A 21,257-nucleotide genomic window follows, 5' to 3' on the forward strand; every position below is an offset into this window, starting at 1 on the left:
GTCAGGGCCTCCTCCAGACCCGCCCGTCGCGGGCCAGCATCGCGTCCGCGGACGCCGGCCCCCAGCCTCCCGACTCGTACTGGTCGGGCCTCGTCCTGCCCTTCTCGTCCTGCCGCGCCCAGTAGCCGAGGATGGGATCGAGGATCCGCCAGGACAGCTCGACCTCCTCGTGCCGTGGGAAGAGCGGCGGGTCGCCGAGCAGTACGTCGAGGATGAGCCGCTCGTAGGCCTCCGGCGAGGACTCGGTGAACGCGCCGCCGTAGACGAAGTCCATGTTCACGTCGCGGATCTCCAGCGCGGTGCCGGGCACCTTCGACCCGAACCGCAGCGTCACCCCCTCGTCGGGCTGCACCCGGATCACCAGCGCGTTCTCGGTGAGCTCCTGCGTGGCGGTGTCGGCGAACGGCAGGTGCGGCGCCTTCTTGAACACGATCGCGACCTCGGTGACCCGGCGACCGAGCCGCTTGCCGGTGCGCAGGTAGAACGGCACGCCTGCCCACCGGCGGGTCTCGACGTCGAGTCGTACGGCGGCGTACGTCTCGGTCGTGGAGCGGCGCCCGATGCCCTCCTCCTGGAGGAAGCCGGCCACCGGGACGCCACCGGCCCAGCCTGCGGCGTACTGCCCGCGGGCGGTGTAGAGGTCGAGCCGCCGCGGGAGCGTCACGCTGGAGAGCAGCTTGAGCTTCTCCACTCGCAGCGCGTCGGCGTCGAACGACGTCGGCTCCTCCATCGCGATCAGGCACATCAGCTGGAGCAGGTGGTTCTGGATCACGTCGCGGGCGGCGCCGATGCCGTCGTAGTAGCCGGCGCGGCCGCCGATGCCGACGTCCTCGGCCATCGTGATCTGCACGTGGTCGACGTAGTTGGCGTTCCAGATCGGCTCGAACATGTTGTTGGCGAACCGCATGGCGAGGATGTTCTGGACCGTCTCCTTGCCGAGGTAGTGGTCGATCCGGAAGATCGAGCCGCTCGAGAAGACCTGGTCGAGGATGTCGTTGAGCTCGCGCGCGGACTCCAGGTCGTGGCCGAACGGCTTCTCCACCACCACCCGGCGCCAGGAGCCGTCGGTGCCGACGGCGAGGTCGTGCCGCTGGAGCTGGTCGACCACGGCGCCGAAGAAGCCGGGCGGGATGGCCAGGTAGAACGCGTGGTTGCCGCCGGTGCCGCGCAGGTCGTCGAGCTCCTCGATGGTCCGGTGGAGCTGCTCGAAGGCGTGGTCGTCGTCGAAGTCGCCGGGCACGAACCGGAAGCCCTCGGCGAGCTGCGTCCAGACCTCCTCGCGGAACTCCGTGCGGGCGTGCTCCTTGACCGAGTCGTGCACGATCTGCGCGAAGTCCTGGTCGGCCCAGTCGCGCCGGGCGAACCCGACCAGGCTGAAGCCCGGCGGCAGCAGGCCGCGGTTCGCGAGGTCGTAGATCGCGGGCATGATCTTCTTGCGCGACAGGTCTCCGGTGACGCCGAAGAGCACCATGCCGCAGGGGCCGGCGATCCGCGGGAGCCGGCGGTCGCGCGGATCGCGCAGCGGGTTCTCGTATGCCTTCGACGCGGTCACTGGCGGTGCCTCCGGTAGTAGTCGATGAGCGCCCGCGTCGAGGCGTCCTGCTCGGCCGCGACGGCGGCGACACCGGCGACGGCCGGGCCGAGCTGCCGGGCGAGCTGCTTGCCGAGCTCGACGCCCCACTGGTCGAAGGAGTCGATGCCCCACACCACGCCCTGGACGAAGGTGAGGTGCTCGTAGAGCGCGATCAGCTGGCCGAGCACGGCCGGCGTCAGCGCGGGCGCCATGATCGAGGTCGTCGGCCGGTTGCCCGGGAACACCCGTGCCGGCACCAGCGTCTCGGCCGTCCCGTCTGCCGACTCTTGGGCCCGGACCTCCGCTCGCACCTCCTCGGCGGTCCTCCCGAAGGCGAGCGCTCGCGTCTGGGCGAGGAAGTTCGCGAGCAGCAGCTCGTGCACGTCGGCGCTCTGTCCGTCGTGGCTGTCGACCAGCGGGTACGCCGGGGTGGCGAACGCGATGAAGTCGGCCGGGATCAGCCGGGTGCCCTGGTGGATCAGCTGGTAGAACGCGTGCTGCCCGTTGGTGCCGGGCTCGCCCCAGAAGACCTCGCCGGTCGACGTACCGACCGGGGTGCCGTCCCAGCGCACGCCCTTGCCGTTGGACTCCATGGTCAGCTGCTGGAGGTACGCCGGGAAGCGGTGCAGCAGCTGGGAGTACGGCAGCACGGCGTGGGTCTCGGCACCGAGGAAGTTCGTGTACCAGACGTTGAGCAGCCCCATCAGCGCCGGGACGTTGGCCGCGAGCGGAGTCGAGCGGAAGTGCTCGTCCATCGCGTGGAAGCCGGCCAGCAGCTCGGCGAACGCCTCCGGGCCGATCGCGACGGCCAGCGAGGTGCCGATGGCCGAGTCGAGGGAGTAGCGCCCGCCGACCCAGTCCCAGAAGCCGAACGCGTTGGCCGGGTCGATCCCGAAGTCGGCCACCTTGTCGAGCGCGGTCGAGACGGCGACGAAGTGCCTCGCCACCGCCTCGGACGGGTCCTGGCCCGGCAGCCCGTCGAGCAGCCAGGCCCGGCACAGCCGGGCGTTGGTGAGCGTCTCCAGGGTCGTGAAGGTCTTGCTGGACACGATGAACAGCGTCGTCGCGGGGTCGAGCCCGGCCAGCGTGGTCGCCGCGTCGGTCGGGTCGATGTTGCTGACGAACCGGCACTCCAGCGCCGGGTGGCGGTACGGCGCCAGCGCCTCGTAGGCCATGACCGGGCCGAGGTCCGAGCCCCCGATGCCGATGTTGACGACCGTGCGGATCCGCTCGCCCGTGACGCCGGTCCACTCCCCGGACCGGACCTGCTCGGCGAAGGCGTAGACCCGGCGCAGCACGTCGTGGACGTCGGCGACGACGTCCCGGCCGTCGACACTCGGCCGTCGATCGGGGGCGGCATCGGCCGGCAGCCGCAGCGCGGTGTGCAGCACCGAGCGATCCTCGGTCACGTTGATCCGCTCGCCCCGGAGCATCGCGTCTCGGCGCTCCTCGACCCCCACCTCGGCGGCCAGGTCGAGCAGGCCCGTCAGGACCCGCTCGTCGAGCAGCGACTTGGACAGGTCGACGTGGAGGTCGGCCGCCGCGAACGTCAGCCGCGCGACCCGTCCGGGGTCCTCGGCGAACCAGCGCCGCAGGTCCGGCTCGAAGCCCTCGGCGATCGCCGCGAGCCGCGACCACGCCGCGGTCGTGGTCGGGTCGACGGGGGCGATCACGCCGTGGCCTTCTCCATCTGGCCCCGCACGGTCTCGAGCAGCTCGGTCCACGACTTCTCGAACTTGTCGACGCCCTCGGTCTCGAGGACCACCAGGACGTCGTCCCAGTCGATGCCGAGCTCGACGATCCGGTCGAGGATCGCCCGGCCCTCGCCGGCCTTGCCCGTGACGACATCGCCGAGCACCTCGCCGTGGTCGGCGAAGGCGTCCATCGTCTTCTCGGGCATGGTGTTCACGGTCTCGGCCACGACCAGGTCGCGGACGTAGAGGGTGTCGTCGTAGTCCGAGTTCTTGACGCCGGTCGACGCCCACAGCGGCCGCTGCCGGTTCGCGCCGGCGGCCTCCAGGTCACGCCAGCGCTCCGAGCCGAAGACCTCCTCGAACGCGCCGTAGGCGACCAGCGCGTTCGCGACGGCCGCCTTACCGCGCAGCGCGAGCGCGGTCTCCGAGCCGATCGCCTCCAGGCGCTGGTCCACCTCGGTGTCCACGCGGGAGACGAAGAACGACGCGACCGAGTGAATCGTCGCGAGGTCGCGGCCGGCCTCGCGGGCCTGCTCGAGCCCGGTGAGATAGGCGTCCATCACCTCGCGGTAGCGCCCCTCGCCGAAGATCAGCGTGACGTTGACGCTGATGCCCTCGGCGATCGCGGCGGTGATCGCGGGCAGGCCCTCGCGCGTCGCCGGGATCTTGATCAGCGCGTTCGCGCGGTCGACCGCGGCCCACAGCGCCCGCGCCGACGCGATCGTGCCGTCGGTGTCGTTGGCGAGCGTCGGCTCGACCTCGATCGAGACGCGGCCGTCGTACGGCGTCGCCTCGTGCACCGGCGCGAGGATGTCGCACGCGTTGCGGACGTCCTCGGTGGTGAGCTCGAAGACGACCCGGTCGACGTCCTCGCCCTTGTCGACCAGCTGGGCGACCTGCTCGTCGTAGCGCTCGCCGTCGGCGATCGCGCCCGCGAAGATCGTCGGGTTCGTGGTGACCCCGACGACGTGCTTCTCGCGCACCAGGTCGGCGAGGCCGCCGGTCTCGATGCGCTCGCGGGAGAGGTCGTCGAGCCAGATCGATACCCCCGCCTCGGACAGGGCCAACAGGTGGTCACTCATGGAGCGCTCCTCTCGGTGGTGCCGGTCAGCCGCGGGTGGCGGCGATGGTGTCGTGAGCGGCGGAGACGACGGCCTCGGTGGTGACGCCGTACTCCTGGAAGATCCGGGCGAAGTCCGCGGACGCGCCGTAGGTCTCGATCGAGACGATCCGGCCGTGGTCGCCGACGACCTCGCGCCAGCCCTGGGCGACGCCGGCCTCGACGGAGACGCGGGCCCGCACGGTCGGCGGGATGACGGTCTCGCGGTAGGACTCCTCCTGGGCGTCGAACCACTCGCGGCACGGCATCGAGACGACCCGGGCGCCGATGCCCTCCTCGGCGAGGCGGGCGCGCGCCTCGACCGCGAGCTGCACCTCGGACCCGGTGCCGATGAGGACGACGTCGGGCAGCCCGCCGTGCGGCGTGTCCTGGAGGACGTAGGCGCCGCGGTGGACGTTGCTGGTGTCACTGAACCCGTCCACGCCGCGCGGGAAGACCGGCACGTTCTGCCGGGTGAGCGCGATGCCGGTCGGGCGGGTGGTGTCCTCCAGCGCCGCCCTCCAGACCGCCGCGGTCTCGTTCGCGTCGGCCGGGCGCGCGACGTCGAGGCCGGGGATGGCGCGCAGCGCGGCGAGGTGCTCGATCGGCTGGTGCGTGGGGCCGTCCTCGCCGAGGCCGACGGAGTCGTGGGTCCAGACGTAGGTGACCGGGAGGCCCATCAGCGCCGCGAGGCGGACCGCCGGGCGCATGTAGTCGGCGAACTGGAGGAACGTGCCGCCGAAGACGCGGGTGCCGCCGTGCAGGGCGATGCCGTTCATGATCGCGCCCATGGCGTGCTCGCGGATGCCGAAGTGCAGCACCCGGCCGGCGTACGGGTCGGCCTGCCACATCTTGGAGGCGCGGTCGGCGGGGAGGAACGACGGGGCGCCCTCGATGGTCGTGTTGTTCGACTCCGCCAGGTCGGCCGAGCCGCCCCAGAGCTCGGGGATCCGCTCGGCGAGCGCGTTGATCACCGCGCCGGACGCCTTGCGGGTCGCCATGCCCTTCGGGTCCGCGGCGAACGTCGGCAGCCCGTCGGCCCAGCCCTCGGGCAGCGTGCGGGTCTGCATCCGCTCGAACAGCGCCACGTCGGCCGACGGCTTGGTGGTCCAGTGGCGGAACTCCCTGCTCCACGCCTCCTGCGCCTCCTGACCGCGCCGGACCGCCTGCCGGGTGTGCTCGATGACGTCGGCCGGCACCTCGAAGGTCTGCTCGGGGTCGAAGCCGAGCACCTCCTTGGTCGCCCGCACCTCGGCGTCGCCGAGCGCGGAGCCGTGGGACTTGCCGGTGCCCTGCAGGTGGGGCGCCGGCCAGGCGATGATGGTGCGGAGCCGGATGAAGCTCGGCCGGTCGGTGACGGCGTTCGCGGCCCCGATGGCGTCCCAGAGCTCCCGGACGTTCTCCTCGTAGCCGCGGCCGTCGTTGGTCCAGTCGACCGACTGGACGTGCCAGCCGTAGGCCGCATAGCGGGCCGCGGTGTCCTCGGACAGCGCGATGTTGGTGTCGTCCTCGATCGAGATCCTGTTGTCGTCGTAGATCAGCGTCAGGTTGCCGAGCTGCTGGGTGCCGGCGAGCGAGGAGGCCTCGCCGCTCACCCCCTCCTCGATGTCGCCGTCGGAGCAGATCGCGTAGATGTGGTGGTCGAACGGCGACGCGCCCGGTGCGGCGTTCGGGTCGAGCAGGCCGCGCTCCTTGCGCGCCGCCATCGCCATGCCGACCGCGTTCGCGACGCCCTGGCCGAGGGGTCCGGTGGTGGTCTCGACGCCGGCGGTGTGGCCGTACTCCGGGTGCCCGGGGGTCTTGCTGCCCCAGGTGCGCAGCGCCTTGATGTCGTCGAGCTCGAGGCCCCAGCCGCCGAGGTAGAGCTGGAGGTAGAGGGTGAGCGAGGAGTGCCCGGCCGACAGCACGAACCGGTCGCGGCCCGGCCAGTGCGGGTCGGCGGGGTTGTGCCGCATCACCTTCTGGAACAGCAGGTACGCCGCCGGGGCCAGGCTCATCGCCGTACCCGGATGGCCGTTGCCGACCTTCTGCACCGCGTCCATGGCGAGGACCCGGACCGTGTCCACCGCCTTCGCGTCGAGGTCGGTCCAGTCGAGGGCAGCGGTCTTGCTCACTGGGTTCCTTTCGGGGGTTCCTTCGAGGGGCTCGGCCAGTGCCGAGCCTACTCACGTCGGGCGATAGACTCCCATCGGTCCAAGCACCGCCCCGGTGCCCCCATTCCCGCCCGAGGACACCCCTGTGACGTACGTCGGCCAGCCGGCCTCCGCCGCGCGGCAGTCCGCGGCCGAGCCGGCCACGGCGAAGGACGTCCTCGCGGCGTACGTCGGGCTCACCAAGCCGCGGGTCATCGAGCTGCTGCTGCTGACCACCGTGCCGGTGATGTTCTACGCCGCGCGCGGCGTCCCGGATCTCGGCCTCGTGGTCGCCACGGTCGTGGGCGGGACGTTCTCGGCGGGGTCGGCGTCGGTCTTCAACTGCGTCTACGACCGCGACATCGACGAGCAGATGCGCAGGACGCGGCGCCGGGCGCTGCCGCGGCACATCGTGTCGCCGCGCGCGGCGCTGGTCTTCGGCTTCGTGCTGGCGACCCTCTCCACGGTGATCCTCTACGCCTGGGTCAACCCGCTGTCCGCGGCGCTGGCGCTGCTCGCCAACGCGTTCTACGTCTTCGGCTACACGATGCTGCTCAAGCGGCGTACGACCCAGAACATCGTGTGGGGCGGCATCGCCGGCTGCTTCCCGACCCTCATCGGCTGGACGGCCGTCACCGGCTCGCTGTCGTGGATCCCGGTCGTGCTGTTCCTCGTCGTCTTCTTCTGGACGCCGCCGCACACCTGGGCGCTGGCGCTGCGCTACCGCGAGGATTACGCCAACGTCGACGTCCCGATGCTGCCGGTGGTCGCGCCGGCCGCGGTCGTCGGCGGCCGGATCGTCGCGTACAGCTGGGTGATGGTCGCGACCTCGCTGCTGCTGTGGCCGGTCGCCGGCACCGGGCTGTTCTACCCGGCCGCGGCCGCGGTGCTGGGCGCGGTCTTCCTGGTCGAGGGGCACCGGATGTGGGGCCGCACCCGCGGCACCGAGGACCTCTCGGTGATCCAGCCGATGCGGCTGTTCCACACCTCGAACCTCTACCTGTCGCTGCTCTTCGTCGCGGTCGCGCTCGACCCGCTGATCGGCCGCTGATCCGATTTCACCCCTTCGGGGTGCAACCGATCCGGGTCCTGGCGCGTCTAGTGGGTGATGGCGGTAGCCCGCCCACGGGGGTGCGGGCGACCGCCGTCGCCACGTTCGCGCCGGGGGTTTGGCTGCCAGCAGCCGAAACCCCTCACGAGGCCGTCGGCTCCCGCACCTGCACCAGCGCCCAGGTGACCGCGGCCGACACGAGCGCCGCGCCGAGCATGTGGAAGCCCACGAGGACGACGGGCAGGCCGGTGAAGTACTGCACGAACCCGATCAGGCCCTGGGCGAGCTCGACCACCAGCAGGACGACGACCGCGCGGACGGTCGCGGCGGGCTGCCGCAGCGCCAGGCAGGCGAGCAGCAGGCCGATGGTGAGGCCGAGCAGCAGGAACACCAGGTCGGCGTGGATCTGGCTCCACTGGAGCGGGTCGAGGCCGTTGCGCTCCGCGTCGGCGTCGCCGGCATGCGGGCCGGAGCCGGTCACGATCGTGCCGACGTAGAGCACCGCCCAGGCGGCGGCGAACGTCGCCCACGCCAGCCACGCGAGCGGGCCGCGGTTCGGGGCCGGCGGAGCCGGGCGGCGTACTCGCTGGAGGAAGAGCACGGCGACGCCGATGATCGCCATCGAGCAGATCAGGTGGAGCGAGACGATCCACGGGTTGAGCCCGGTGAGCACCGTGACGCCCCCGATGACGGCCTGCGCGGGGATGCCGAGCGCGATGATCAGCGCCAGCACGCGCAGGTCGCGGCGGCCGGACTGCCAGGCGGCGACGAAGGTGCCGACGGCGATCGCGGCGAGCACGTAGGTGAGCATCCGGTTGCCGAACTCGATCGCCTTGTTGATGTCGTAGGCGCCGCGGGGCGTGAAGGAGTCCTCGGTGCACCGCGGCCAGGTCGGGCAGCCCAGGCCGGAGCCGGTGAGGCGTACGACGCCGCCGGTGACGACGATGCCGACGTTGGCCACGATCGAGACCCACGCCCAGCCGGCGAGCCATTCGTCCAGGTGTCCCAGCCGGTGGCGGAGGCGCGTCGTCACTCCCACGTGAACGTCCTCGCGGTCAGGGCGGTGCCGACCGCGGCCCACACCGCGAGCACGCCGAGCTCGCGCCACGCGACGCCGCCGTCGACGAAGGCGGTGCGCATCGACTCGCCGAGCGCCCCGGAGGGCAGCCAGCGGACGACGTCGCCGAACCCGCCGTACGCGCTCAGGGGGAGTACGACGGCGCCGCCGGCCATGAGCAGCAGGTAGATCAGGTTCGCCACCGCGAGGGTGGCCTCGGCGCGGAAAACGCCGGCGACGAACAGGCCGAGGGAGGCGAACGCCGCGGTGCCGAGGACGATCCCGAGCGCGACGCCGAGCACGCCGGGCTCCGGCGTCCAGCCGAGCAGCTGGCCGACGCCGCCGATGACGACCACCTGGAGCAGCTGCACCAGCAGCAGGGCGCCGACCTTGCCGGCGAGCAGTCCGGAGCGGGGGAGTGGCGAGGACCCGAGGCGCTTGATCACGCCGTACCGCCGCTCGAAGCCGGTGGCGATCGCCAGCGACGTGAACGACGTCGACATCACGGCCAGCGCGATCACGCCGGGGGTGAACACGTCGACGAGCGGCCTGGCGGTCTCCAGGTCGAGCGAGAGGTGCTCGCCCGCGGTGACGCCGCCGATGAGCACGAGGACCGGGATCACCACGGCCAGCAGCAGCTGCTCGCCGTTGCGCAGCATCAGCCGCGCCTCCATCCGGGCCTGCGCCACCACCTGGCGCCGCAGCGGCGCGGCGCCGGGACGCGGGGTGAAGTCGAGCTCACCCATCCTCGATCTCCCTCCCGGTGAGCTCGAGGAAGACGTCCTCGAGGGTGCGGGAGCCGAAGCTGATCGAGCGCACTCCGACGCCGTGCTCCGCGCTCCACCGGTCGACCGACGCGCGCAGCGCGGCCTCGGCGTCGGCCGGGAGCTCCTGGTCGACGACGAGGCGCACGGTCGCCGACGAGCCGCGGGTGAGCTCCTCCGGCGTGCCCGAGGCGATCAGGCGGCCGCGGTCGATGATGTGGACCCGGTCGGCCAGCTGCTCGGCCTCGTCCAGGTAGTGGGTCGTGAGGACGACGGTGACGCCGGCCGCGCGCAGCTCGCGGAGCAGGTCCCAGGTCGTACGCCGCGCCTGCGGGTCCATGCCCGCGGTCGGCTCGTCGACGAACACGACCTCCGGGCGCCCGACCAGCGCCATCGCCAGCCCGAGGCGCTGCTGCTGGCCGCCGGAGAGCCGGCGGTACGGCGTCCGGCCGCAGTCCCCGAGGCCGAGCCGCTCGGCGAGCGCCGCGGTGTCGAGCGGGTGCGCGTGCAGCCGGGCGACGTGGTCGAGCATCTCCATCGCCCGCACGCCGCTCCAGGCGCCGCCGCCCTGGAGCATCACGCCGATCCGGGGGAGCAGCTCCCGCCGGTCGCGGACCGGGTCGAGTCCGAGCACCCGGACCGACCCCCGCTGCGGCCTGCGGTAGCCCTCGCAGGTCTCCAGCGTGGTGGTCTTGCCGGCGCCGTTGGGCCCGAGCACGGCGGTGATCGTGGCCCGCTCGACGGTCAGCGAGAGCCCGTCGACGGCCACCTTGTCGCCGTACCTCATCGCCAGGCCGTCGACCTCGACAGCGCAGACGGCGGGGGAGGCTCCGGGCACGGCCGCAAGTCTAGGGACGGCGTCGGCGCGGCCCGGCGCCGGCCTGCCGCGGGAAGGGGCCGCGAGGTAAGGGTCGCCTTCCTTGAAGGCGCCGGAGCAATAACGGCACACTGGTGTTGTGGAATTCGAGGAGACCCCGATCCCGGGGCAGGACCAGCCGACGCGCGAGCGCGTCGCCCGGTCGATCCTCGTCCACGGACCCTCGACCGCGGCGGCGCTCGCCGAGCGGCTCGACCTCACCCCGGCGGCGGTCCGCCGCCACCTCGACCAGCTGCTCGAGGACGGCGCCGTCGAGGTCCGCGAGCCGCGCACCGGCAGCCACCGCGGCCGCGGCCGCCCGGCGAAGGCGTTCGCGCTGGCCGAGGCCGGTCGCGACCGGTTCGACCAGCAGTACGACGACCTGGCCGTGCAGGCGCTCCGGTTCCTCCGCGAGACCGGCGGCGAGGACGCCGTCCGGGAGTTCGCCGCCCGCCGGGTGGCGTTCGTCCAGGAGCGGTTCGAAAGCGTCCGCGCGGAGCACCCCGAGCTGGGCTCGGCCGAGATCCTGGCGAGGATCTTCACCGACGAGGGGTACGCCGCCGCCGTTCGCGAGCTGCCGGTGAACGGGCCCAGCGTCGGCGAGCAGCTCTGCCAGCAGCACTGCCCGGTGTCCCACGTCGCGCACGAGTTCCCCGAGCTCTGCGAGGCGGAGACCCAGGCGATCGGCCAGGCGCTCGGCCGCCACGTGCAGCGGCTGGCCACCATCGCCCACGGCGACGGCGTCTGCACCACGTGCATCCCGGACCTCCCCGCCGCGAGCGGGGCCTCGACAAGCTCGACCACCGGAAGGGAAGCGGTCACCTCATGACCTCCATCGAAGAACTCAACCCCGAGCTCCAGGGCATCGGCCGCTACGAGTTCGGCTGGGCCGACACCGACGTGGCCGGAGCCGCCGCGAAGCGCGGCCTGGGCGAGGACGTCGTCCGCGACATCTCCGCGAAGAAGAGCGAGCCGCAGTGGATGCTCGACCTGCGCCTGAAGGGCCTCAGGCTCTTCGACCGCAAGCCGATGCCGAACTGGGGCTCGGACCTCTCGGGGATCGACTTCGACAACATCAAGTACTTCGTCCGCTCCAGCGAGAAGCAGGCGACCTCGTGGGAGGAGCTCCCCGAGGACATCAAGAACACCTACGACAGGCTCGGCATCCCGGAGGCGGAGAAGCAGCGCCTGGTCGCGGGCGTCGCCGCGCAGTACGAGTCCGAGGTCGTCTACCACTCCATCCGCGAGGACCTGGAGGAGAAGGGCGTCCTCTTCCTCGACACCGACACCGCGCTGAAGGAGCACGAGGAGCTCTTCAAGGAGTACTTCGGCACCGTCATCCCGGTCGGCGACAACAAGTTCGCCGCGCTCAACACCTCGGTGTGGTCGGGCGGCTCGTTCATCTACGTGCCGAAGGGCGTGCACGTCGACATCCCGCTGCAGGCCTACTTCCGGATCAACACCGAGAACATGGGCCAGTTCGAGCGGACGCTGATCATCGTCGACGAGGACGCCTACGTGCACTACGTCGAGGGCTGCACCGCGCCGATCTACAGCTCGGACTCGCTGCACTCCGCGGTCGTCGAGATCATCGTGAAGAAGGGCGGCCGCTGCCGCTACACGACCATCCAGAACTGGTCGAACAACGTCTACAACCTGGTCACCAAGCGCGCCACCTGCGAGGCCGGCGCGACCATGGAGTGGGTCGACGGCAACATCGGCTCGAAGGTGACGATGAAGTACCCCGCGATCTACCTGATGGGCGAGCACGCCAAGGGCGAGACCCTCTCGATCGCGTTCGCGGGCGAGGGCCAGCACCAGGACGCCGGCGCGAAGATGGTGCACGCGGCGCCGCACACCTCGTCCTCGATCCTGTCGAAGTCGGTCGCCCGCGGCGGCGGCCGGACGTCGTACCGCGGCCTGATCCAGGTCAACGAGGGGGCCCACGGCTCGAAGTCGAACGTGCTCTGCGACGCGCTGCTGGTCGACCAGGTCAGCCGCTCCGACACCTACCCGTACGTCGACATCCGCGAGGACGACGTGTCCATGGGCCACGAGGCGAGCGTCTCCAAGGTCTCCGACGACCAGCTCTTCTACCTCATGTCGCGCGGCATGGAGCAGGACGAGGCGATGGCGATGATCGTGCGCGGCTTCGTCGAGCCGATCGCCAAGGAGCTGCCGATGGAGTACGCCCTCGAGCTGAACCGGCTGATCGAGCTGCAAATGGAGGGGGCAGTGGGCTGACGTGTCGTCGCTCCGCTCCGCCACGCCGGCCCCCTCTCTGCGACCCGGCCGGCTCGTTCGACCGCCTTCCGCAGGTAGCAATGGAAAGTAGACGTAGTAGTGACAGCGACTGACACGGTTCGCGAAAGCGTGGCGTCTGCCCTCGAGCAGACGATCGAGAGCCACCTCAACCCGCCCGGCTCCTACGACCTGGCGGACCATCCGGTGCCGACCGGGCGCGAGGAGATCTGGCGCTTCACGCCGCTCAAGCGGCTGCGCGGGATCCTCGACGGCGAGGCGTCCGACGCCCACCTCACGTGGACCACGACGCTGCCCGAGGGCGTGACGCTCACCGAGATCACCGCCGAGCAGGCGCGGGAAATCGGCGAGCTCGCGCCGAACGACCGGCCGTCCGCGCTGGCCGCGGCGCACGCCGGCGGCGCGCTGCTGCTCGACGTCCCGGCGGACGCCGAGGCCGCGGAGCCGATCGTGCTGCGGCTGCACGGCGAGTCGGTCGATGACCTGGCCTGGGGCCGGCTGCTGATCCGCGTCGGCCGGCACGCGCGGGCCACGATCGCGATCGTGCACACCGGCTCGGCGCGCTACTCCGCGATCACGACCGCGCTGATCGGCGACGGCGCCGTGGCCAACATCCTGTCGCTGCAGGACTGGGCGGACGACGCCGTCCACCTGGGCCGCGACGCGATCCGGGTCGGCCGCGACGCCAGCGTCAAGCACACCTCGGTCTCCTTCGGCGGTGACGTCGTGCGGATGCACGCCAACGTCGAGTACGCCGGCCCCGGCGGCGACGCCGAGCTGCTCGGCCTCTACTTCGCCGACGCGGGCCAGCACCTCGAGCACCGGCTCTTCGCCGACCACAACGCGCCCAGGACCAAGAGCCACGTCCTCTACAAGGGCGCGCTGCAGGGCCAGGGCGCGCACACGGTCTGGATCGGCAACGTGCTGATCCGCAAGGTCGCCGAGGGCATCGAGACCTACGAGGAGAACCGCAACCTGGTCCTCTCCGACGGCTGCCAGGCCGATTCGGTGCCGAACCTCGAGATCGAGACCGGCGAGATCGAGGGCGCGGGCCACGCGTCCGCGACCGCTCGCTTCGACGACGAGCAGCTGTTCTACCTGCGCTCGCGCGGCGTCTCCGAGCAGGAGGCGCACCGCCTGGTCGTGCACGGCTTCTTCAACGACCTGATCCGCAAGGTCGGCATCCCGTCGATCGAGGAGCAGCTGCTCGAGACCGTCGAGACGGAGCTCGCCAAGAACCTCCTCCAGGAGGCCCGGTGAGCTTCGAGCGAGTCTGTGCGGTCGCCGACGTGCCGACCGACGAGGCGCTCGGCGTCACCGTCGGTGCGTACGACATCGCGATCGCCCGCTGCGAGGGCGGCGAGGTCTTCGCGCTGCAGGACCTCTGCTCCCACGCGGCCGTCGCGCTGAGCGAGGGCGAGGTCTCCGCCGACCCCGGGGGAGGCTGCACCGTCGAGTGCTGGCTGCACGGCTCGCGCTTCGACCTCCGCACCGGCAAGCCGACCGGGCTGCCGGCCACCGAACCAGTAGCGACCTTCCCCGTGGAGGTCCGCGACGGAGACGTCTTCGTCGACACGACAACCACTTCGAACGGAGTCACCCCCTCATGAGCACTCTCGAGATCACGGACCTGCAGGTCTCGGTCGACACCGAGGACGGGCCCAAGGAGATCCTCAAGGGCGTCACGCTGACCATCGGGGACGGCGAGACGCACGCGATCATGGGGCCCAACGGGTCCGGCAAGTCCACCCTGGCGTACTCCGTCGCCGGCCACCCCAAGTACGCCGTCACCGGCGGCTCGGTCACCCTCGACGGCGCGGACGTCCTCGCGATGTCGGTCGACGAGCGGGCGCGGGCCGGGCTGTTCCTGGCGATGCAGTACCCCGTCGAGGTCCCCGGCGTCTCGGTCGCGAACTTCCTGCGCACCGCGAAGACCGCCCTCGACGGCGAGGCGCCGAAGCTGCGCACGTGGGTCAAGGACGTCAACGCCGCCCTGGGCCACCTCAACCTCGACCCGACGTTCTCCCAGCGCTCGGTCAACGAGGGCTTCTCCGGCGGGGAGAAGAAGCGCCACGAGATCGCCCAGCTCGAGCTGCTCGACCCGAGGTTCGCGATCCTCGACGAGACCGACTCCGGGCTCGACATCGACGCGCTCAAGATCGTCTCCGAGGGCGTGAACCGGTTCCGCGAGCAGGAGGGCAAGGGCGTCCTGCTGATCACGCACTACACGCGGATCCTGCGCTACATCCGGCCCGACCACGTGCACGTGTTCGTCGACGGCAGGGTCGCCGAGTCCGGCGGCCCGGAGCTCGCCGAGGAGCTGGAGGCCAACGGCTACGAGAAGTACACCGGGGCGGCGGTCTGAGGTGACCACGACCCAGCTGGCCGGCCTCCTCCCCGAGCTGGAGGTGATCCGCGCCGACTTCCCGATCCTCGGCCGGTCGGTCGCGGGCGGGCTGCCGCTGGTCTACCTCGACAGCGCCAACACCTCGCAGAAGCCGCAGGTCGTCATCGACACGATGGTCGACCACCTCGAGCGGCACAACGCGAACATCGCGCGGGCGATGCACACCCTCGGCGCCGAGTCGACCGAGGCGTACGAGGCGGCGCGCGACAAGGTGGCCGCCTTCCTCAACGCGCCGTCGCGCAACGAGGTGGTGTTCACCAAGAACGCCACCGAGGCGCTGAACCTGCTGGCGCGCACGATCGAGCTCGGCCCCGGCGACAACGTGGTGATCACCGAGATGGAGCACCACTCCAACATCGTGTCGTGGCAGCTGGCGTGCGAGCGATCCGGGGCCGAGCTGCGCTGGTTCGGGCTGACCGACGACGGCGAGCTCGACCTGTCGAACGCCGACGCGCTGATCGACGAGCACACCAAGGTGGTCGCGTTCACCTGGGTCTCGAACATGCTCGGCACGATCAACCCCGTGCGCGACCTCGCGGCCCGGGCCGCCGCCGTGGGCGCCCACTCGGTGATCGACGCCTCCCAGGCGGCGCCGCAGCTGCCGGTCGACGTGGCCGCCACCGGCTGCGACTTCCTGGTCTTCACCGGCCACAAGACGGTGGGGCCGACCGGCATCGGCGTGCTGTGGGGCCGGGAGGAGCTGCTCAACGAGCTCCCGCCGTTCCACGGTGGTGGCGAGATGATCGAGACGGTGACGATGGCCCGCTCGACGTACGCCTCGGCGCCCCACCGCTTCGAGGCCGGTACCCCGCCGATCGTCGAGGCGGTCGGGCTCGGCGCCGCGGTCGACTACCTGTCCCACGTCGGGATGGAGGCGATCCACCGCCACGAGCAGGCGATCACGGCGTACGCCCTGGAGGGCCTGCGGACCGTGCCCGGGCTGACCGTGCTCGGCCCGCTCGACGCGGCGGCGCGCGGCGGCGCGATCTCGTTCGAGATCGACGGCGTGCACCCGCACGACGTCGCCCAGGTGCTCGACTCGCGCGGCATCGCGGTGCGCGCCGGCCACCACTGCGCGAAGCCGGCGCACGCGCGGTTCGGCGTGCAGAGCTCGACTCGGATGTCGTCCTACCTCTACACGACGCCGGCCGAGATCGACGCGCTGGTCGAGGGCCTGGAATACACCCGCTCGTACTTCGGGTTGGGCTGAGCGATGACCCAGGAGCTCGACGCGCTGTACCAGGAGATCATCCTCGACCACTACAAGTTCCCGCACCACCAGGGCCTCCGGGAGCCCTTCGAGGCGGAGGTGCACCACGTCAACCCGACCTGCGGTGACGAGATCACGCTGCGCGTGCACGTCGCGGATGGGGTCGTGGAGGACGTGTCGTACGACGCCGTCGGCTGCTCGATCTCGCAGGCGTCCGCGTCGGTGCTCACCGACCTCGTGATCGGCCGCTCCGTGGACGAGGCGATGTCGATCCACGAGAGCTTCCTGACCCTGATGCAGGGCAAGGGGACCGTCGAGCCCGACGAGGACGTGCTGGAGGACGGCATCGCGTTCGCCGGTGTCGCGAGGTTCCCGGCCCGCGTGAAGTGCGCGCTACTGTCGTGGATGGCCTGGAAGGACGCCACCGCGACCGCGGTGGTCGAGCTTGTCGAGACCGAGGAGACCGCTCATGGCTGACCACTACTCCGATCTCCCCGACGTGCCCGAGGCCACCGGCGGCGGCGTCTCCACTGTGTCGGTCGACGACGTCACCGAGGCGATGAAGGACGTCGTCGACCCCGAGCTCGGCATCAACGTCGTCGACCTCGGCCTGGTCTACGGCGTGCACGTCGACGAGCACTCGAACGCGGTCATCGACATGACGCTCACCTCCGCGGCCTGCCCGCTCACCGACGTGATCCAGGACCAGACCAACGGCGCCCTCGAGGGCCTGGTCAACGACGTCGCCATCAACTGGGTCTGGATGCCCCCGTGGGGCCCGGACAAGATCACCGAGGACGGCCGCGAGCAGCTGCGGGCGCTCGGGTTCAACGTCTGAAGTGTGAGGTGCTTGCGCCAGCTTGCTGGCGCAAGCACCTCGAGGAGGTTGAGGGAGCCCCGCGGGTGAGCCTGCGAACCCGCGACGGGCGGCTCGAGACCTGAGGCTGGTGGGTGGCTCGGGCCTGAGTCGTGTCGGGATCCCCGGTCAGCCGGGGATCCCTGACGTTGTCGGCCGTTGCAACCCCTGACAACATCAGGGAACCCCTGACAGGCTCGTCCCATGCCCGTCGTCCTCGTGCCCGTCGACCGGGTGGCGCGCTGGGTCGGGAACTTCACCGCCCGCCACGGCGAGACCGCGCTGACGGTCGCCGACGGCGCGCTGGGCGGCACGGCGACCGACGGCAGCACCTTCGCGGCGCGCCTCCCCTTCGACCAGGAGTACGCCGGCGAGCCGGACGCGCGAGCATTCGCAGACGCCATCGAGGCCCCTGACGACTGGGGCGTGCTGCTCGTCCGCAAGGGCGGGTTCGCGGTCGCCCGGCTCAGCGGTGCACGGATGACCGCCAGCAAGGTCGGGCAGCGCCACGTCCAGGGCCGGACCAAGGCGGGCGGGCAGAGCCAGCAGCGGTTCGCGCGACGACGGGACAACCAGGCGCGGCAGGCGTACGAGGCGGCGGCCGACCACGCGGCGCGGATCCTCTCGGGGCTCGCCGGCCCGCTGGTCACCGGCGGCGACCGGGCCGCCGTCCACGAGGTGCTCGCCGACGCCCGGCTCCAGAGCTGCCGGCGGCCGACGACCGACTGGCTCGCCGTACCCGACCCGAAGCGCGGGATCCTGGAGCAGGCCGTCGCCGACGCGCGGAGCGCCCACATCGCGGTCCACAACCGCTAACGTCGAAGGGTGACGGACGAGCGTGTCATCGACATCCGCGGCCTGGTGAAGCGGTTCGGGTCCCTCCGGGCCCTGGACGGGTTGGATCTGAGCGTGGCATCGGGGGAGGTGCACGGCTTCCTCGGTCCGAACGGCGCCGGGAAGTCCACCACGATCCGGGTGCTGCTCGGCCTGCTGCGCAAGGACGGCGGCGAGGTGCGCCTCTTCGGGGGCGACCCGTGGAGCCGGGCGGCCGAGCTGCACCGGCGGCTCGCCTACGTGCCCGGCGACGTGAGCCTGTGGCCCAACCTCACCGGGGGCGAGGTCATCGACCTCCTCGGCCGGCTCCGCGGCGGATTGGACGAGGCCCGCCGCAAGGAGCTGGTCGAGGCGTTCGAGCTCGACCCCACCAAGCGCGGGCGCGCCTACTCCAAGGGCAACCGGCAGAAGGTCGCGCTCGTCGCGGCACTCGCCTCCGACGTCGACCTGCTCGTGCTCGATGAGCCGACCGCCGGCCTCGACCCGCTGATGGAGGAGGTCTTCCAGCGGTACGTCGACGCCTTCCGCGACCGCGGCCATGCCGTGCTGTTGAGCAGCCACATCCTCGCCGAGGTCGAGCAGCTCGGCGACCGGGTCAGCATCATCCGCGCCGGGAAGGTCGTGGAGTCCGGCACGCTCGCCGACCTGCGTCACCTGACGCGCACGTCGGTGAGCGCCGAGCTGGAGCGCGCGCCGGAGCCGCTGGGCGGCGTACCCGGCGTGCACGACCTGATCGTCGATGGGACCCGGGTCCGGTTCCAGGTCGACACCGCCCAGCTCGACGGCGCCCTCCAGGTCCTGCTCCGCTCCGGCGTGCGCACCCTGACCAGCCAGCCGCCGACGCTGGAGGAGCTGTTCCTGCGCCACTATGGCGACCGGGTGGAGGGCGACCGGGTGGAGGACGACCGGGTGGAGGACGACCGGGTGGAGGACGCGGGATGACCGGCTGGCCGGCGTTCCTCCGGCTGTTCCTGCGCCGCGACCGCTGGCTGGTGCTGTGGTGGGGGCTCGGCGCGATGCTGCTCTACGTCAGTCAGGCGGTGAGCGTCGACGGCCTCTACGCCACCCAGGAGGAGTTCGACCGCGCGGCCGCGAGCATGGCGAGCAACGCCGCGTTCGTCGCGATGGCCGGCCCCGCCCGCGCGCTGAACACCACCGGTGGGCAGGTCTTCTGGCAGGCGTCGGCGTTCGGGGCGATCGTCGCCGGGCTGATGAGCATGTTCCTCGTCGGCCGGCACACCCGGGCCGAGGAGGAGACCGGCCGCGACGAGCTGCTGCGGGCCACGGCCGTCGGTCGGCTCGCGCCCACGACCGCCGCGTTCGCGACCGCGCTGCTCGCGAACGCCGTCCTCGGTGTCCTGGTCGGGGGCAGCCTGGTGCTCTACGGCCTGGCCGTGCCCGACTCGGTCGCGACCGGCCTGGGGCTGACCCTCTGCGGGTGGCTCTTCTCGGCGACCGCGCTCGTCGCGGCGCAGGTGGTGGCCAGCACGCGCGCCATGTACGGGCTGGCGGGCGTCGTGCTCGCGCTGTCCTGGGTGCTCCGTGCCGTCGGCGACATCGGGAACGGCGTCGCGAGCTGGCTGTCGCCGATCGGCTGGTACCAGGCGATGCACCCCTACTCCGGTCTGCGCTGGTGGCCGGCGCTGCTCCTCCTGGCCGGTACGGCGACCGCGGCCGCCGTCGCGTGGCGGCTGTTCGACCGGCGCGACCACGGCGCGGGCGTGTTCGCCGCGCGTCCCGGGCCCGCGCGGGCGCCGGCGTCGCTGTCCGGCGGGTACGGCCTGGCCTGGCGGCTCCAGCGGGCGCCGGTGATCAGCTGGGCGGCCGGCATGCTGGTCCTCGGGCTCGTGTACGGCTCGATGGGCAACGACGTCGCCGACCTCGTCGGCGACTCCCGGGCGTCGCAGGAGATGTTCCTCCAGGGCGGCAGCGGCATCGTGGACGGCTTCTACGCGACGTCGATGATCACGCTCGCCCTGGTCGTGTGCGGGTTCGCGATCTTCTCGACGCTGCGGCCCCGCGGCGAGGAGGACGGCGGCCACCTGGAGCTGGTGCTCGCGACCGCGCTCCCGCGGACCCGGTGGCTGCTCGGGCACGTCGCGACGACGACGGCCGGGACCGTGCTCGCGCTGCTCGGGTCGGGACTCGGCCTCGCGGCCGGGTACTCGCTCGTCACCGGCACCTCGGACGAGCTCTGGCGGCTGGCGGTGCCGCCGCTGCAGTACGCGCCCGCCGTACTCGTGCTCAGCGGCGTCGCGCGACTGCTGTACGGCGTCGCCCCGCGACTCATGGCGGCCGCGTGGCTGCCGCTGGTGGGGGCGGCCGTGGTCGTGCTGTTCGGCGACCTGCTGTCGATCCCGCAGTGGGTCCAGGACGTCTCGCCGTTCGAGCACCTCGCGCTGGTGCCGGCCCAGGACGTCGACTGGCTGGCCGTGGTGGGCGTCGGCGCGGTCGCGGTGCTCCTGAGTGTCGCGGGCCAGCTGGCCTTCCGGCGGCGCGACGTGCACTAGTTTGCGGAGCATGTGGCAGCCCCAGCCCGGGTGGGTCGCACTCCCCGGGGGCACCGGCGGGTCGACCGTGGGCGTCTGGCGCGCGGTGCTCGGGGACCAGGCGGTGGTCGTCAAGCGGATCGGCGCGCCCGCCGCGGGAGACCCGGCCGAGCTGTCCGACCCACGCCACTTCGCGTACTGGCGGCGGGCCGCCGACGTGGTCACTGCCGGGCTGGTGCTCGACACGCCGGGCCTGCGGGCGCCGCGGATGGGCTCGGTCGAGGAGGACGCCGGGGGTGTCACGATCACCGAGGAGTGGGTCGAGGACGCCGCGACCAGCGGGCTGTTCGTCGCCCACGCCCTCGGCCGGTTCGCCGGCGGGCGGCTGGCGCCGCAGCCCTGGCTGGCGCGCAACCTGCTCCGCGACCGGATGGCCCGCGTCGAGCGGCACGGCGGCTGGAGGACGCTGGCCCGTACGACGGTCGCGGACGTCGCCGAGGTGCTCTGGGCCCGACGCGGCGAGCTGCTCGCTCGCTCCGACGCACTCGTGCAGGTGCCGACCCACGGCGACGCCGTACCCGCCAACCTGCCGGGGCGCGACGCGGACGACGTGGTCGCCATCGACTGGGCGATGCTCGGGACCGGGCCGGTCGGCTCGGACCTCGGCTACTACGCGCTCGCCGCCCGCGAGGAGCTCGAGCCGCTGCTCGACGCCTACCTGATGGGGCTGCCCGACGGCCTCGCCACCCGCGACGAGGTGACGCTGGGCGCCCGGGTCACCGCGGTCTACACGGTGTTGAGCCGCGCGGAGTGGGCGCTGGCCCGGGTCGCCGGGGGCGAGGGTGCCCTGGCCGGGAAGTACCGGCACCCGGCGGTCGCGCCGCACCTGCGCGCCCTCCAGCGGCAGTTCGCGCACCTGGAGGCGTTGGTCGAGGGCTGATCCGGCGTTGCGGATTGGTCACCAACCGCAACA

General features: G+C 72.1%; 20 protein-coding genes. 13 read left to right on the forward strand and 7 right to left on the reverse strand.

From position 1 onward, the window contains the following. Nucleotide 1: 1 nt before the first annotated feature. The 4 genes from zwf to tkt are packed head-to-tail and all read right to left on the reverse strand — an operon-like array spanning nucleotide 2 to nucleotide 6,408. Complete coding sequence (zwf, locus tag ACYVKX_RS18680) at nucleotides 2-1,552, reverse strand: glucose-6-phosphate dehydrogenase (protein ID WP_460835183.1); 1,551 nt, start codon at nucleotides 1,550-1,552, stop codon at nucleotides 2-4. Further along, on the reverse strand, nucleotides 1,549-3,246 hold the full coding sequence (gene pgi, locus ACYVKX_RS18685; RefSeq protein ID WP_460835184.1) for a glucose-6-phosphate isomerase: 1,698 nt from the start codon (nucleotides 3,244-3,246) through the stop codon (nucleotides 1,549-1,551). The genes zwf and pgi overlap by 4 nt, the downstream gene beginning before the upstream one ends. Further along, nucleotides 3,243-4,349, reverse strand: coding sequence for a transaldolase (tal, locus tag ACYVKX_RS18690; RefSeq protein ID WP_460835185.1), 1,107 nt, complete (start codon nucleotides 4,347-4,349; stop codon nucleotides 3,243-3,245). The genes pgi and tal overlap by 4 nt, the downstream gene beginning before the upstream one ends. A gap of 25 nt (nucleotides 4,350-4,374) precedes the next feature. Beyond that, nucleotides 4,375-6,408, reverse strand: coding sequence for a transketolase (tkt, locus tag ACYVKX_RS18695; protein WP_460835254.1), 2,034 nt, complete (start codon nucleotides 6,406-6,408; stop codon nucleotides 4,375-4,377). A 196-nt stretch (nucleotides 6,409-6,604) separates the two neighbouring features. On the opposite strand from tkt, the gene ACYVKX_RS18700 reads away from it, so the two are divergent. Then, the gene (locus ACYVKX_RS18700) at nucleotides 6,605-7,549 is read left to right on the forward strand and encodes a heme o synthase (RefSeq protein ID WP_460835186.1); all 945 of its coding nucleotides are present in this window, start codon (nucleotides 6,605-6,607) and stop codon (nucleotides 7,547-7,549) included. A gap of 142 nt (nucleotides 7,550-7,691) precedes the next feature. Here ACYVKX_RS18700 and ACYVKX_RS18705 read toward each other — a convergent pair whose 3' ends face one another. Genes ACYVKX_RS18705 through ACYVKX_RS18715 form a run of 3 tightly spaced genes read right to left on the reverse strand, consistent with a single transcriptional unit; the run spans nucleotide 7,692 to nucleotide 10,157 of the window. Beyond that, nucleotides 7,692-8,588: a COX15/CtaA family protein gene (locus tag ACYVKX_RS18705; RefSeq protein ID WP_460835187.1), complete on the reverse strand. Its 897-nt coding sequence runs from the start codon at nucleotides 8,586-8,588 to the stop codon at nucleotides 7,692-7,694. After that, complete coding sequence (locus tag ACYVKX_RS18710; protein ID WP_460835188.1) at nucleotides 8,579-9,352, reverse strand: ABC transporter permease; 774 nt, start codon at nucleotides 9,350-9,352, stop codon at nucleotides 8,579-8,581. The genes ACYVKX_RS18705 and ACYVKX_RS18710 overlap by 10 nt, the downstream gene beginning before the upstream one ends. After that, entirely contained in the window at nucleotides 9,345-10,157 is an 813-nt protein-coding gene (locus ACYVKX_RS18715; RefSeq protein WP_460835255.1) for an ABC transporter ATP-binding protein, read from the reverse strand. The genes ACYVKX_RS18710 and ACYVKX_RS18715 overlap by 8 nt, the downstream gene beginning before the upstream one ends. A 169-nt stretch (nucleotides 10,158-10,326) precedes the next feature. Between ACYVKX_RS18715 and ACYVKX_RS18720 the strand changes: the two genes are divergently transcribed. The 12 genes from ACYVKX_RS18720 (at nucleotide 10,327) to ACYVKX_RS18775 (ending at nucleotide 21,224) form a co-directional block, all read left to right on the forward strand. Then, nucleotides 10,327-11,055, forward strand: coding sequence for a helix-turn-helix transcriptional regulator (locus ACYVKX_RS18720; protein ID WP_460835189.1), 729 nt, complete (start codon nucleotides 10,327-10,329; stop codon nucleotides 11,053-11,055). Beyond that, nucleotides 11,052-12,470 (forward strand): Fe-S cluster assembly protein SufB, encoded by a 1,419-nt coding sequence (sufB, locus tag ACYVKX_RS18725; protein ID WP_460835190.1) that lies wholly within the window; start codon nucleotides 11,052-11,054, stop codon nucleotides 12,468-12,470. Before ACYVKX_RS18720 ends, sufB begins: the two co-directional genes overlap by 4 nt. A 129-nt stretch (nucleotides 12,471-12,599) precedes the next feature. After that, on the forward strand, nucleotides 12,600-13,748 hold the full coding sequence (gene sufD, locus ACYVKX_RS18730; protein WP_460835191.1) for a Fe-S cluster assembly protein SufD: 1,149 nt from the start codon (nucleotides 12,600-12,602) through the stop codon (nucleotides 13,746-13,748). Next, a complete protein-coding gene (locus tag ACYVKX_RS18735) occupies nucleotides 13,745-14,098 on the forward strand; it encodes a non-heme iron oxygenase ferredoxin subunit (protein ID WP_460835192.1) in 354 nt (117 codons plus the stop codon). Before sufD ends, ACYVKX_RS18735 begins: the two co-directional genes overlap by 4 nt. Then, nucleotides 14,095-14,853, forward strand: a complete 759-nt coding sequence (gene sufC, locus ACYVKX_RS18740) for a Fe-S cluster assembly ATPase SufC (protein ID WP_460835193.1) — start codon at nucleotides 14,095-14,097, stop codon at nucleotides 14,851-14,853. The genes ACYVKX_RS18735 and sufC overlap by 4 nt, the downstream gene beginning before the upstream one ends. A 1-nt stretch (nucleotide 14,854) precedes the next feature. Next, nucleotides 14,855-16,105 carry a cysteine desulfurase gene (locus tag ACYVKX_RS18745; RefSeq protein WP_460835194.1) on the forward strand — a complete coding sequence of 417 codons (1,251 nt, stop codon included), beginning with the start codon at nucleotides 14,855-14,857 and terminating at the stop codon, nucleotides 16,103-16,105. 3 nt (nucleotides 16,106-16,108) lie between these two features. Further along, nucleotides 16,109-16,582 (forward strand): Fe-S cluster assembly sulfur transfer protein SufU, encoded by a 474-nt coding sequence (gene sufU, locus ACYVKX_RS18750; RefSeq protein ID WP_460835195.1) that lies wholly within the window; start codon nucleotides 16,109-16,111, stop codon nucleotides 16,580-16,582. After that, nucleotides 16,575-16,943 carry a metal-sulfur cluster assembly factor gene (locus ACYVKX_RS18755; protein WP_460835196.1) on the forward strand — a complete coding sequence of 123 codons (369 nt, stop codon included), beginning with the start codon at nucleotides 16,575-16,577 and terminating at the stop codon, nucleotides 16,941-16,943. The genes sufU and ACYVKX_RS18755 overlap by 8 nt, the downstream gene beginning before the upstream one ends. Before the next feature lie 222 nt (nucleotides 16,944-17,165). Next, nucleotides 17,166-17,777, forward strand: a complete 612-nt coding sequence (locus ACYVKX_RS18760) for an acVLRF1 family peptidyl-tRNA hydrolase (protein WP_460835197.1) — start codon at nucleotides 17,166-17,168, stop codon at nucleotides 17,775-17,777. 9 nt (nucleotides 17,778-17,786) lie between these two features. Beyond that, nucleotides 17,787-18,737 carry an ABC transporter ATP-binding protein gene (locus ACYVKX_RS18765; RefSeq protein ID WP_460835198.1) on the forward strand — a complete coding sequence of 317 codons (951 nt, stop codon included), beginning with the start codon at nucleotides 17,787-17,789 and terminating at the stop codon, nucleotides 18,735-18,737. After that, nucleotides 18,734-20,305, forward strand: a complete 1,572-nt coding sequence (locus tag ACYVKX_RS18770; RefSeq protein WP_460835199.1) for an ABC transporter permease — start codon at nucleotides 18,734-18,736, stop codon at nucleotides 20,303-20,305. Before ACYVKX_RS18765 ends, ACYVKX_RS18770 begins: the two co-directional genes overlap by 4 nt. Before the next feature lie 10 nt (nucleotides 20,306-20,315). Then, nucleotides 20,316-21,224 carry a phosphotransferase gene (locus ACYVKX_RS18775; RefSeq protein WP_460835200.1) on the forward strand — a complete coding sequence of 303 codons (909 nt, stop codon included), beginning with the start codon at nucleotides 20,316-20,318 and terminating at the stop codon, nucleotides 21,222-21,224. Nucleotides 21,225-21,257: the final 33 nt, after the last annotated feature.

The organism is Nocardioides hungaricus, assembly GCF_054782915.1.